This window comes from Pseudobutyrivibrio ruminis CF1b, assembly GCF_000424005.1.
Lineage (GTDB): Bacteria > Bacillota > Clostridia > Lachnospirales > Lachnospiraceae > Pseudobutyrivibrio > Pseudobutyrivibrio ruminis_C.
In genome coordinates, this window is sequence record NZ_AUJB01000017.1 from 22,009 (window position 1) to 34,614 (window position 12,606).

The 12,606-nt window shown below is 39.9% G+C and carries 11 protein-coding genes and 1 tRNA gene; 1 reads left to right on the top strand and 11 read right to left on the bottom strand.

Going from position 1 to position 12,606, the window contains the following annotated elements; all coding sequences use genetic code 11:
* Window positions 1-33: 33 nt before the first annotated feature.
* From G592_RS0113560 to G592_RS0113610, 11 genes are all read right to left on the bottom strand, one after another.
* Complete coding sequence (locus G592_RS0113560) at window positions 34-1,329, bottom strand: S41 family peptidase (RefSeq protein ID WP_051194936.1); 1,296 nt, start codon at window positions 1,327-1,329, stop codon at window positions 34-36.
* Window positions 1,330-1,401: 72 nt separating this feature from the next.
* Window positions 1,402-2,310 (bottom strand): permease-like cell division protein FtsX, encoded by a 909-nt coding sequence (gene ftsX / locus G592_RS0113565; protein WP_028248294.1) that lies wholly within the window; start codon window positions 2,308-2,310, stop codon window positions 1,402-1,404.
* Window positions 2,300-2,980: a cell division ATP-binding protein FtsE gene (gene ftsE, locus G592_RS0113570; protein WP_028248295.1), complete on the bottom strand. Its 681-nt coding sequence runs from the start codon at window positions 2,978-2,980 to the stop codon at window positions 2,300-2,302. The genes ftsX and ftsE overlap by 11 nt, the downstream gene beginning before the upstream one ends.
* 33 nt (window positions 2,981-3,013) lie before the next feature.
* Window positions 3,014-4,102, bottom strand: a complete 1,089-nt coding sequence (locus G592_RS0113575; protein ID WP_028248296.1) for a PucR family transcriptional regulator — start codon at window positions 4,100-4,102, stop codon at window positions 3,014-3,016.
* Between the two features lie 608 nt (window positions 4,103-4,710).
* On the bottom strand, window positions 4,711-5,937 hold the full coding sequence (locus tag G592_RS0113580) for an SH3 domain-containing C40 family peptidase (protein WP_028248297.1): 1,227 nt from the start codon (window positions 5,935-5,937) through the stop codon (window positions 4,711-4,713).
* A gap of 153 nt (window positions 5,938-6,090) precedes the next feature.
* Window positions 6,091-7,005 (bottom strand): thioredoxin-disulfide reductase, encoded by a 915-nt coding sequence (gene trxB, locus G592_RS0113585; protein WP_028248298.1) that lies wholly within the window; start codon window positions 7,003-7,005, stop codon window positions 6,091-6,093.
* 18 nt (window positions 7,006-7,023) lie between these two features.
* On the bottom strand, window positions 7,024-7,401 hold the full coding sequence (locus tag G592_RS0113590) for a RidA family protein (protein ID WP_028248299.1): 378 nt from the start codon (window positions 7,399-7,401) through the stop codon (window positions 7,024-7,026).
* An 81-nt stretch (window positions 7,402-7,482) separates the two neighbouring features.
* Window positions 7,483-8,313 (bottom strand): S1 RNA-binding domain-containing protein, encoded by an 831-nt coding sequence (locus G592_RS0113595; RefSeq protein ID WP_028248300.1) that lies wholly within the window; start codon window positions 8,311-8,313, stop codon window positions 7,483-7,485.
* Window positions 8,313-9,011 (bottom strand): acyl-[acyl-carrier-protein] thioesterase, encoded by a 699-nt coding sequence (locus G592_RS0113600; RefSeq protein ID WP_028248301.1) that lies wholly within the window; start codon window positions 9,009-9,011, stop codon window positions 8,313-8,315. Before G592_RS0113600 ends, G592_RS0113595 begins: the two co-directional genes overlap by 1 nt.
* Before the next feature lie 54 nt (window positions 9,012-9,065).
* Window positions 9,066-9,137 (bottom strand) — tRNA-Gln (locus G592_RS0113605).
* A gap of 99 nt (window positions 9,138-9,236) precedes the next feature.
* On the bottom strand, window positions 9,237-9,890 hold the full coding sequence (locus G592_RS0113610; protein ID WP_028248302.1) for a YigZ family protein: 654 nt from the start codon (window positions 9,888-9,890) through the stop codon (window positions 9,237-9,239).
* Between the two features lie 79 nt (window positions 9,891-9,969).
* Between G592_RS0113610 and G592_RS0113615 the strand changes: the two genes are divergently transcribed.
* Window positions 9,970-12,558, top strand: coding sequence for a transglycosylase domain-containing protein (locus G592_RS0113615; RefSeq protein ID WP_028248303.1), 2,589 nt, complete (start codon window positions 9,970-9,972; stop codon window positions 12,556-12,558).
* Window positions 12,559-12,606: the final 48 nt, after the last annotated feature.

Here is a 12,606-nt window from a genome sequence, read left to right on the forward strand (position 1 = left end):
TTTTCTAAAAATGCTATTAGATAATTTCTTTGATTACTTACGTAATACCTCTAACGCTTTTTGGATTTGATTATCTAAGTCTACACTATAAGCGTCGTCTTCGCCACCCTGGAATTCGTACTCGAGCTCGATGTCTGGAGCGATTCCTTTGCCGTGGATGCACTCGCCACTTGGAGTGTAGTAAGTCTGAGTGGTGAGCTTTAATGCCGAACCATCGCTAAGAGGAATTGTAGACTGAACAATTCCCTTTCCAAATGTGTTTGTTCCTATGATTGTTCCATATTCAAAATCTCTGATGGCACCCGTGAAAATCTCTGCCGCTGATGCAGTATTTCCATTTACAAGTACTACCATAGGAATATCCTTTGATGAGCCTTCATCTGAAAGGAAATCTTCACGATTGCCTTCCTTATCCATTGTGTAAACAACAGTGCCCTTTGGAAGAAGATAATCAAGCATCTCTACAACAGAATCAAGCAATCCGCCTCCATTATTTCTCATGTCAAAAACAACTGCTGTCATGCCCTGCTTCTCAAGGTCTTTATATGCCTCTACAAAATCTTTGTAAGTGTGATCTGTAAACTGAGAAACTGCAATGTAACCAACATTTCCCTCAAGCATCTGATGCTCAACTGTAGGAGTGGCAATAGAAGCTCTTGTACATACTATTGTCTGCTCTTCTCCATCTCGAGAAATAACAAGCTCAACGTCTGTACCTTCCTCGCCACGAATGTGCTGAACAAAAGTATCAAGGCCTTCATCAGTAGCAAGATATCCATCTGCAGAAATAATGTAGTCCCCTTCCTTGAGGCCAGCTTTTTCAGCAGGTGTATCCTTGTAAATCTTTGTAATAGAAACTGCACCTGTTTCAGCATTTTTCTGAAGAAGGGCACCTATGCCGGCATAATTTCCTGTGAGGGTAGCCATCAAATCCTGATACTCCTCAGCTGTGTAATATTCAGAATATGGGTCGTCCAAACTTTCAACTACACCCTTGTATACACCATTTACCAGCTTGTCATTATCAACATCCTGATAATAATATGTCTCTATTATAGAAAGAATAGTGCTGAATTTTGAATCTCCAGACTCTCCTCCCTGAAGGGATTCAAGTACTTCCTTAGAAGACTCATCTTTAAATGAAATCCTTGAACCAACCATTCCAAGGCCAACAATTACTGTCGCGATACATCCAAGTAAAATGCCTAAAAATCCCACAAGAAACAATGGCCACTTCTTTGGCTTTGGCTGTACCTTTTCCTCAAAATAATAATTAACTGACTCTGGATCTACTACCTTCCCAACTCGTTCATTCTGATCTTCAAACATTACATACCTCCATTATATATATAGAAGTGCCTCAGCATCCGCCAAGGCACTCCCTGTATAAAACATTTTTAACTATACTCTTAAATGTTTGTGCAGTGTTACACGAGAACCAAACCAGCCGATTCCGATACCAAGAATAAGAGAAATTGGAACCAAGGTTCTAAAAATCTCCTCCACTGGGATGAATGTAACCATATTGCTCAAGAAATTGAATTCTGAACTAGCGTATTCAATTACCTTTTCATAAATGAAGAAAAGAAGGACAAGGGGAATGATTGAACCAATCAAACCAATGAAAACACCTTCTACTATGAAAGGTGCTCTGACGAAAGCGTCCTTTGCACCGATAAGTTTCATAATAGCGATTTCTTCTCTTCTAACTGAAATACCAACCATAACAGTGTTGCTGATAAGGAAAACAGATACAGCAAGAAGTATGATGACAATTGCCATCGATACAATTGTAATGGCTCTATTGATATCAGTAAGTGTCTTAGCTGCCACCTCTGACTGGTTTACCTGACGTACTCCATCGAGACCATTAAGGAACGAAACCAATGTAGGCTGCATTGATACATCGTTAAGATATATCTCGTAGTTTGCTGAATTAGCAAGAGGATTGTCATCTGCAAAACCAGCTGCAAGCTCCTCATTTCCGCCAAAGTATTCTTCCTGGTAATCAGCCCATGCCTGCTCGGCAGATATATAATTGTAACTCTTAACCTCTACACGTTTTTTAATCTCATTACCAATCTCATCTATACGCTGCTGAGTAATTCCCTCATCGAAGAAAACTGTAACTGCAACGCCTTCCTCAGCAGATTTAACCATTGCCTGGAAGTTAGTTCCTAAGGCAAAGAAAATACCAAAAAGGAAAATACATGCTGTCATTGTAGCAATGGAAGCAAGTGAGAACATCTTGTTTCTCCAGATGTTCTTTAAGCCCTGTCCCAGGTTGTAAATGTGGGTACTAATCTTCATAGCTGTCACCTCCCACATCACTTACTACAACACCTTTTTTAATAGTGATGACTCTCTTTTTCATGGCTCTGACGATTTCCATATTATGTGTAACTACAACAACTGTAGTGCCACGCTGGTTAATCTCGTCAAGAAGTCGCATGATTTCCCATGTATTATCACTATCAAGGTTTCCGGTAGGCTCATCTGCCAAAATAATCTTTGGCTCATTAACAAGAGCTCTTGCTATAGCAACACGCTGCTGCTCTCCTCCGGAAAGCTGACTAGGCTTTGATTTATATTTAGCTGCAAGACCAACAAGTGAAAGCATTGTTGGAACTGTCTTTTTTATTTCTCTGTTTGAACGCTCTACAACCTTCATAGCAAATGCTACATTCTCGTAGACATTTCTATCTGGCAAAAGTCGGAAGTTCTGGAATACTACTCCAACATTCCTACGATACATAGGAACCTTTTTATGAGTAACCTTTTTTAAGTCCTGACCATTAATATAAATTTTGCCTTTGGTAGGCTCCAATTCTTTCAACAATAATCTGATAAGGGTAGACTTACCAGAACCACTATCTCCAACAACAAAAACGAATTCGCCTGGATCAATGTGAATAGTGACGTCCTCAAGGGCAGGCTTGCCAGCCTCATAGGACTTACTAACATGATCTAATCGTATCAATTCTATACCTCATTTCCAAACTAACTAATATATCTAGAACTTTTCACTTTCCATATACTTCATGTATTTTACTACCATTAAAGCAATCTTGAAAGTAATGGCATCCTCGAATACACGTAAATCAAGACCTGTACTCTTCTCCAATTTATCAAGTCTGTACACAAGAGTATTTCTATGAATGTAAAGCTGGCGTGATGTCTCTGAAACGTTCAGACTGTTCTCGAAGAACTTGCTGATAGTAGTAAGTGTCTCTTCATCGAAATCATCTGGAGATTTGTTCTCGAAAATCTCAGAGATAAACATCTTGCAAAGTGGAATAGGAAGCTGATAAATAAGACGTCCAATTCCAAGCTGAGAATATGCAATAACATTCTGATCGTTAAAGAAGATTTTGCCTACATCCATAGCCATAGAAGCTTCCTTGTATGAACGAGAAACTTCCTTAATCTCTCCTACTACTGTACCGTAAGAGACTCTAACCTTCTTTGTATCTTTATCATGGAAAGCATCGATAATAACCGCTGCAATCTTATCAATCTCTGTGTTTGAATCGTTCTCTCCAAGCTCTTTGACAACGATAATATTTCTCTCATCAACTGCAGTAACGAAATCCTTATTCTTGCCGCCGAATACAGAGCGCACTCTGTCGAGCTCATCGCCGTCCTTCTCAGGACCCACTTCGACAATCATAACTACTCTGCGGGCATTAATATCCACATGCAGTTTCTTTGAGCGATTATAGATATCAACAAGAAGTAAATTATCCAATAATAAATTCTTGATGAAATTATCTTTATCAAAACGCTCCTTATAGGCAATCATCAGCTCCTGAATCTGAAAAGCTGCTATCTTACCAATAGTAGAAGACTCCTCGTTGTCACCTATAGCTAAGACAACGAACTCTAACTGCTGGTCGTCAAATACCTTAAAAAAGTGACAGCCTAAAGCGACCTGGCTTTCAGCCTCTGATGCCGCAAAAACAGCCACTGCGTCTGAGTATTGAGCAGTGTCCCCAAATGTAGCTGCACACATGACACCATCAGAATCCATAACTGCTAAGTCTATCTTAGTCAGCTGATGAAGCCCTTCTAGCGTATTTTGCATAATTTGATTCGAAATCATATCGAATACCTCCTGTGTATATATGCAATATAAACAATGTAAAACTCCCATTTTGCATACAAATTCACATAACCTATGCCTATTCTAATATAAATAACCAAAAATGGGAATACTTATATTGTGTTTTTTTATGCAAATTTACAATTATACTCCAAAAAGTTTTTTGTGCGGTTTCACATAATTACCAAATCGATGAATAATTGTCAGATAATACTCAGATATTTCAGATAGAATTCCTTCAGTTCTAAAGTCAAGACTTTTTAGCAATTTCACAAGTTTTGTAGATTTGAGACAAAACAGATGTTTCGGTAAATTGTGGATAACTTTTCTTATTAGTTCACAATTATTGTGGATAAAGTGGATAAGCCGTGCACAAGTCCGATTTTTCGCGTTGATTGTATGATTTTTTGTTGATAAAATATTGTGTTTCCACACAATAGATTATTATATGTATTTTTAACATTCAATTCTTTTGTGCAATATTATCTAAAAAAACATCTCAAAGTGTAAATATCATTTTCTGACAATTGTAAAAATAGTATGACGATATAGCCAAAATAAAAGGCATCACACTGGGTGATGCCTAAGTATTTAAATTATCTTATCAATTAGAAGATTCTTCTGATAGCTAAAATCTTCTTGTAGTTTACATTTGAGTATGTAATACCTGTTCTCTTGTTTGATGCATGAAGAAGAGTACCGTTACCAGCATAAATACCAACGTGACCTGAGTAACATACGATATCTCCAGGCTGCATCTCATCATAAGAAACGCCATATCCAACGCTACGCATTGAACTAGAAGAATGTGGAAGGCTAACACCAAATGCTGAATAACAGCTCATAACGAAACCTGAACAATCAGTACCGCCTGTAAGTGATGAACCTCCATATACATATGGATTACCAACGAACTGTGATCCATAGTTTACGACTGAACCACCGCCTGAACCTGATGGTGCAGCGTAGCTCTTCTTACCTGATGATGAAGAAGAACCAGATGATTCTTTTGTAGAGCTCTTTGCTGCTGCAGATGCTGTAGCCTTTCTAGCTGCTTCCTCTGCTGCCTTTCGCTCTGCCTCTTCCTTAGCTAAACGAGCCTGCTCTGCTTCCTTTGACTCTGCAACTGTGAAGTCTGTAGAGATATCAACATAATCTGTGCTGACATATCCTTCGCCCTCGTTACATGTAACCTTTACCCAACCACTATCGATATCTGATTCATCGATAACAACAAGGTCATCTCCGATAGGAAGTAAATCGATAACTGCTGAATCAGTAGAAGCTGACTCTCTTACATGAAGAGTAGTAGTAGTAACTGTAGCAAGACGCTTTGAAACCTGCTTAGCAAGCTCCTCGTCGTTCTGTACAACGTATTCGCTCTTAACATAACCTGTTACATCACCAGAAGTGATAAGTAACCATGTACCGTCTTCTGCCTCTACAGTATCTGAAACTGTAGCTGCTGAATTATTATAAAGCTTTCCAACGTACTCGCTCTCAGCTGAAGCTGTCTCGCGAATGTATACGTAATTATCAACCTGTGCGATAGCTATATTAGCGTATGGATTCTCTGCTGCAGCTACTGCATCAGCCCCATTGTCTGCCAACTGTGAATCTGCTGCTATAACTGTTGCATTAGCAAGCATATCGTTAACTGTAAGCTGCGCTCCTGCAAAAGCAGTGTAATTAGTAGTCTCTAAAACGCCTGTAGCACTTGAAAGTGCGCTAACACCTGATGTAGCAACGGCTGCATCTGAGGTGAGTGATATACTAGAAACAACGACGCAAGCAGCGATGGTATAGCTAACGGCTCTTGTCAATTTATTATTCATTATGTAAGAAATCCTCCAATTTGTTACAACTTTATTACAACTTTTTACATTATATAGTCTAAATTCAATCCTGTCAAGTCCGGATATATCCCTACCCTTACAATGATTAATTCTCATGTGTGTCATTGTAATATTTCGACATTATATACGCTTCTATGATAATTGTAAATACCTTTCTATAGAAGCAATAGCATTTGCTCCATCTGCAGTAGCAGTGATAACCTGTCTGAGCTGCTTTGTTCTAACATCTCCGGCAGCATAAATACCGTCTATAGATGTGCCGCAAGTCTCATCCGCAATAATGTATCCTGCTTTATCCTGTGCTGGCAACCCCTCAATCGCCCCAGTATTTGGAACATTGCCAACTGCAATGAACACACCGTCAAGATTAATCTGCTGAATAGCATCTGTGTTTTTGTTTTTAACACTGATGGCTTCAACTTTATCCTGCCCTAATATTTCCTCAACTGTAGAGTCGAGAATAATCTGTATCTTATCTGTGGCCTTTACCTGCTCCTGAAGCACTGCTGCTCCACGGAACTCATCGCGACGATGAATCAGATAAACCTTCTGACAAAATCTCGCAAGATAAATAGCATCCTCCAATGCAACATCACCACCGCCTACAACAGCGACTACCTTATCTTTGAAAAAGGCACCGTCACATGTGGCACAGTAAGAAACTCCCATTCCTGAAAGTTCTTCCTCGCCAGGACAACCAAGCTTCTTATTAGAAGCTCCTGTAGCGATGACAACTGCTTTGGTCTCAAATGTAGCTTTCTTTGTGATAAGCTCCTTTGTATCGCCCTTATCTATAATAGAAGTAACTCTTCCTCTGGCAAACTCAACATCAAGCTTTTCACAGTGTGCCTTCATGGCCTCTGCCAATCCTTCACCTGAGACACCTGGCATTCCAGGATAATTGTCAATCTCGTAAGTGTTAAGAATTTGTCCACCGCTGATGGAACTGGTATCTAAGACAAGAATGTTTCTTCCCGCTCTCTTGCCATAGATAGCCGCCGCAAGCCCTGCAGGACCTGCGCCTATAACAACTATGTCATAAATCATAACTTATTCTCCAAAATCCTAGTTTTTAGTGGCAATAGCCTCTGCCTCTAAAAGAACATCCTTTGGGATTCTGGCAACTTCGATGCACGAACGTGCTGGGAATGGCTCTGGGAAGTACTTAGCGTACACCTCATTAATAGCTGCAAAATCTTCCATGTTCTTGATAAACACAGTAGTCTTTACAACATTAGCCATAGATGTGCCTGCTGACTCTAAAAGAGCAGACATACTTTTGAATACTCTGTCGGCCTGAGCAGCTGCACCTTCAGGGATAACACCTGTAGCTGGATCCACAGGGATAATTCCCGATGTGTAAACCATACCATTCACTTCAATAGCCTGTGAATATGGGCCAATTGCTGCCGGAGCCAATTCGGTAGAAATTACATTTTTCATACCAATATCCTCCTTTTTCTCCCAGAAATACGCTTGTCACGATATCTACAAGCTCATCTATTGTATATTATACATTAATTTTTACGATTCGGCACGACGAATTTTGCCATCATTCAAAGTAATTTTTCTTTCCTTATAAAGACGGCCTACGGCACGCTTAAATGCAGCCTTTGAAAGACCAGTCTCTCGTTTGATAACCTCAGGCGATGCCTTCTCAGAAAATGGAAGTACACCTGCATAGCTGTCAATAAGCTCAAGAAGTGCCTCTGCATCGTCCTCCATCTGAACATATGCCTTGTCTCTGATGGTGACATCACATTTGCCATCTTCCTTGATGCCAGTGATGCGAACCATAATGACATCACCGATGCGGTATTTAGAAACGTCCTCGTGACGAGGAATCATAGATGAATATTTGTCTTCAAGGGCTACGAATGTACCGAAGTCATGACCGAACTCATAAATACGAGCCTCAACCTCATCGCCAACCTGATATGGTGGCTTCTTTGAAAGGAGCTCATATATTCCCTTCATGCTGGCACAAAGTCTCTCACTCTTATCAATGTAAACTCTGACAAGTATCTCATCACCTTCAGATGGCTGGCGTGTCATCTCCTTAAATGGAAGGAATAAATCTTTTTCAAGTCCCCAATCTAAGAATGCTCCAACCTTATTTACCTGGCTAACTGAAAGGACGCCATACTGACCTAATGTCAACTTTGGCATGTTTGTAGTAGCGATAAGTCTGTCCTTTGAATCCTTGTAAACAAAGGCCGATATCTCATCACCAATACCTGCTCCCTCTGGAACCTGCTTCTTAGGAAGGAGAACTCTGTCCTGTCCGTCGGAAAGATATACTCCAAACTCTACCTTTTTTTCTATTTTAAGCTTCTGTATTTCTCCTAGCTTCATTATTTGTACTCCACAATTGTATAAATCTCATCGTCCTTCATAAGAACGACCTGGTAACCATGTTCTAATTCTACCAAATAAACCTGTAACTCATCAAATAGCAATGCTGCCTTCTTATAATTAACCATTATGGTAGAGAAATCTTCTGTTGGAAGAAAACGTCTTGTCACATCAATATAGTAGGAATTGTTCATGTGACTATTTGTATCAAGATGGAACTCACCGACCTCGAAAGTACCTACCTGTTTGCCCTGCCCATTGTATCTGAGCTTTTCGCGACTAAATTCAACCTCGGGTCTGTCAGGATCTTCCGGATATGCTTCGATAATCTTTTTTGTAAGACGTGCTGGTCGTGAATTTAACAAGTCCATCAATACCCAGAGTGAATCAGCATACACAAGCAGCTCACCTTCCTCTGAATAGATAAGGTACATACGTCTGGCAAGCATGCCTCTCACCTGATATGGATATGTTTTTACAACAATTCTTTCCATATACTTAGGCATTCTGTTTATATGGATTTCGTATGAAGTAACAAACCAGCCCATGTTCTGTGGTGCAAGGTAATGTACTCCTACCCCTGCATCGTCAGAATGAAAGCAACTGCAATCCTGCATATAATTAACCAAATCAAAATAAGTAAGATTAAGATTGGAATCAACTTCGCTGTAGCTTACTCTACCGTTGTACTGATACATGATTTCTCCTTAAGAATAAAAAAAGACCTAAGCACTTTCGCTTAGGTCTTGAAGCTGGCCCACAAGGATTCGAACCTTGAAATGACGGAGTCAGAGTCCGTTGCCTTACCATTTGGCGATGGGCCATTACTATTCGTTGCGCTGTGTTTTTGTTTCTTTACCGCGTCAACGAATGCTATTATAAGACATAGATTTTAAAAGTGCAAGTACTTTTTTCAACTTTTTTTAAAATTTTAAAAGTTGGTCGTTTAAGATGTCGTATTTAATCTCGTCACCCCACGTAATTACAGCATTTCCCGCAGTTTTGTCTGCGATAATTTTATTTATATTTTCTATCATTTCTGATGGTGCAACAGAAAAAATATTTACATCGGCACCAAAATCCGTATTTAAAATTGGAAGATTATTTTCACGAAGGACATATTCTATTTTTCCATATCCATTATAATCCGTAGCGATGGAACATTCTCTTCCTGTTTTAGGTGAAAGAAGCTGGCAATTAGCCAGGCCTTCCTGAACTGCTGCCTGATATGCTCGCACGAGACCACCTGTGCCAAGGAGAACTCCTCCAAAATAGCGAGTGACGACCACAACACAGTTGTGAATGTTCTCCCTAAGCAATACATCCAGCATTGGACGTCCTGCAGTCTGAGCTGGCTCGCCATCATCGTTGCATCTTGTTATTTCATTATTTTGGCCAATTACAAAAGCGGAACAGTTATGTCTGGCATCCCAGAATTCTTTTTTCTTTCCATTAATAAACTGCACAGCCTCTTCCTCGGAAGTAACTGGAGCTATGTGGGCAATAAAGCGAGATTTCTTCTCTTCTATCTCACCAATACCACCTTTGTATACGATTCTAAATTCTTTATCAGCCATACCGCTTCCTTCCCGATATTAGTTCACTTTATTATATAGAATTTTTTTGCTATAATGAAGTCTAAATTTGGAGGTTATTATGAATTACGGAAAAGAAAATGCAGCTAAGCAATCAGCAAAGCTTGCAGGACGAAGCAAACGTAAGCGCCACAGTGCCGGTCTTGCTATAATTCGTATCACATTGATATGTATAGTCTCTGTCATAGTAGCAAGCGGTGTTTTTGCTTACCTCTATGCTAAAAATCTCATCGATCAATTACCAGATGTTTCTACTATAGACATCTCACCTACAGGGTATATGAGTAAGGTATATGATTCAGATGGCAACGAAATTGAAACTTTAGCATCCACAGGTGCCAACAGAACTTACGTCACGCTGGATCAAATCCCAGAAGATTTACAACATGCATTTGTTGCAATAGAAGACTCCCGTTTCTATGAACATAACGGAATCGATCCTCAGGGTATCATAAGAGCTGCCGTTGATGGTGTTTTAAATGGTTTTCATTTTTCACAGGGTGCCAGTACTCTTACCCAACAGTTACTAAAAAACAACTATTTCACAACCTGGACATCTGAGCGCACCAAGCTGGACAGTATTAATCGAAAGATTCAGGAACAGTATTTAGCTGTTCAGCTTGAAAAAATAGTTAAAAAATCAGTAATTCTTGAGAATTACCTTAACAGTATCAACTTAGGCCAGAACACATTAGGTGTACAATCTGCCGCTGAAAGATATTTTAACAAGCCAGTTTCAGAGCTTACCCTTTCAGAAAGTGCTGTTATAGCTAGTATTACACAAAATCCATCAAAGTATAATCCAATTACTCATCCTGAAGAGAACGCGAAGCGTCGTAAAAAATGTCTTAATCATATGCTTGATCAAGGCTACATTACAGAAAATGAGTACGAAACAGCCCTTTCAGATGATGTTTACGACAGAATCCAGGTTCTCAACACTGAGCTTTCAACTTCATCTACGTCTTATTTTGTAGATGCGCTTACAGATGAAATCGTTGAGGATTTACAGGATAAACTTGGATACAGCGAGACGGAAGCATATTCATTATTATATTCAGGCGGTCTTTCAATCTACTCTACTCAGGATTCAAACATCCAGTCTATTGTAGAAGAGGAAATTAACAACACTGATAACTACAACAAGCTTGAAAAGGTTTCTTTCTCATACAGACTTACTATTAATAAAGCAGATGGTTCTACAAAAAACTATTCTGATATCACAATGCTTTCTTATTATCAAGCAGCTAAGAATAACAGCAATTACAACTTGGAATTTGATTCTGAGGAAGCAGCTGCAGAAGCTATCGAAGCTTACAAGGCAGCTGTTATGGAAGAAGGCGATGAAATTGCCGGCGAGTCAATCACTTACACACTTCAGCCTCAGGCAGCAATGACCATCATCAATCACTCTACTGGAGAAGTTGTTGCTATGGTCGGTGGACGTGGAGACAAGACAGCAGCCAAAACATTGAACCGTGCTACTGGTATTAAACGTCAGCCAGGTTCTACTTTTAAGGTAATCGCCTGCTACGCAGCAGCACTTGACGCCGGCGGTATGACACTTGCATCTGTTGAGAACGATATGCCTACCACTTATAGAAATGGTAAACCAGTTAAGAATTATAATAATGCTTACCTTGGATGGACTAATATTCGTACAGCGATTACTCATTCTATCAATGTTGTTACAATCGAAGTAATGGCTGATATTGGCACAAGTCTTGGTTTCCAATACGCTAAAGATTTAGGAATCACAACTCTTGTTGACGGTGATAACAATCAGGCTCTTGCTTTAGGTGGTATCACAGATGGTGTTACAAACGTTGATTTGACATCAGCATATGCCACAATCGCCAATGGTGGCGAATACAACAAGCCAATCTTCTACACAACAGTAGTTGATCATCAGGGAAATATAATTCTTGATAACAGAGAAAACGCTCCTAAGAGAGTTTTAAAAGAAACAACAGCATGGCTTCTTACAAGTGCTATGCAGGATGTTATGACTGCCGGAACCGGTAAAGTTGCAAACTTCGAAGGAATGGCAGTTGCTGGTAAATCTGGTACAACAACAAAGAATAAAGATACTGTATTTGCTGGTTTTACACCATACTATACAGGTGTTATCTGGGGTGGATTTGATGACAATACACCACAGAGCTACACCACTTATTCAAAGGTTATTTGGAAAGCAGTTATGAGCAGAATCCATCAGGGATTGCCATACAAGAACTTCACTCAGCCTTCTGGAATCGTACAGGCTACTGTATGTAAGAAATCAGGTAAGATTGCCGTTCCTGGCGTTTGTGACTGCGACCCTAGAGGTTCTCAGGTATACACAGAATACTTCGAGCAGGGTACAGAACCAACAGAGTATTGCGACAAGCACTACCTTGGCAATGTATGTACTCAGTCTCACATGTTTGCAACATCAGGTTGCCCATCTTACTCAGGTGTATTCATAATCGGTGCAGGTGCAGGCTCTCAGGATGAGCCATATGGCGTTGATCCAGCCACATTCGGACAGTATTGCCCATTCCATGGAGGTGAGCCACTACCTAACTCAGGCTCCTTCGGAGGAAGCGCTGGAGGCGCCACAGAAACCACCTCAGACGGTGTAAAGATCCAAGTAATTGGTGGCGAATAAATACCCGAATTTAATACAAACAAAAAAGGACTAGTCAAAAATGACTAG

Bases quoted from the DNA above. Each gene is read 5' to 3' on its own strand.
- G592_RS0113615 (WP_028248303.1), top strand. From the start codon at position 9,970: ATGAATTACGGAAAAGAAAATGCAGCTAAGCAATCAGCAAAGCTTGCA.
- G592_RS0113590 (WP_028248299.1), bottom strand. From the start codon at position 7,401: ATGAAAAATGTAATTTCTACCGAATTGGCTCCGGCAGCAATTGGCCCA.
- G592_RS0113560 (WP_051194936.1), bottom strand. From the start codon at position 1,329: ATGTTTGAAGATCAGAATGAACGAGTTGGGAAGGTAGTAGATCCAGAG.
- G592_RS0113600 (WP_028248301.1), bottom strand. From the start codon at position 9,011: ATGTATCAGTACAACGGTAGAGTAAGCTACAGCGAAGTTGATTCCAAT.
- G592_RS0113595 (WP_028248300.1), bottom strand. From the start codon at position 8,313: ATGAAGCTAGGAGAAATACAGAAGCTTAAAATAGAAAAAAAGGTAGAG.
- G592_RS0113580 (WP_028248297.1), bottom strand. From the start codon at position 5,937: ATGAATAATAAATTGACAAGAGCCGTTAGCTATACCATCGCTGCTTGC.
- trxB (WP_028248298.1), bottom strand. From the start codon at position 7,005: ATGATTTATGACATAGTTGTTATAGGCGCAGGTCCTGCAGGGCTTGCG.
- G592_RS0113610 (WP_028248302.1), bottom strand. From the start codon at position 9,890: ATGGCTGATAAAGAATTTAGAATCGTATACAAAGGTGGTATTGGTGAG.
- ftsX (WP_028248294.1), bottom strand. From the start codon at position 2,310: ATGAAGATTAGTACCCACATTTACAACCTGGGACAGGGCTTAAAGAAC.
- G592_RS0113575 (WP_028248296.1), bottom strand. From the start codon at position 4,102: ATGATTTCGAATCAAATTATGCAAAATACGCTAGAAGGGCTTCATCAG.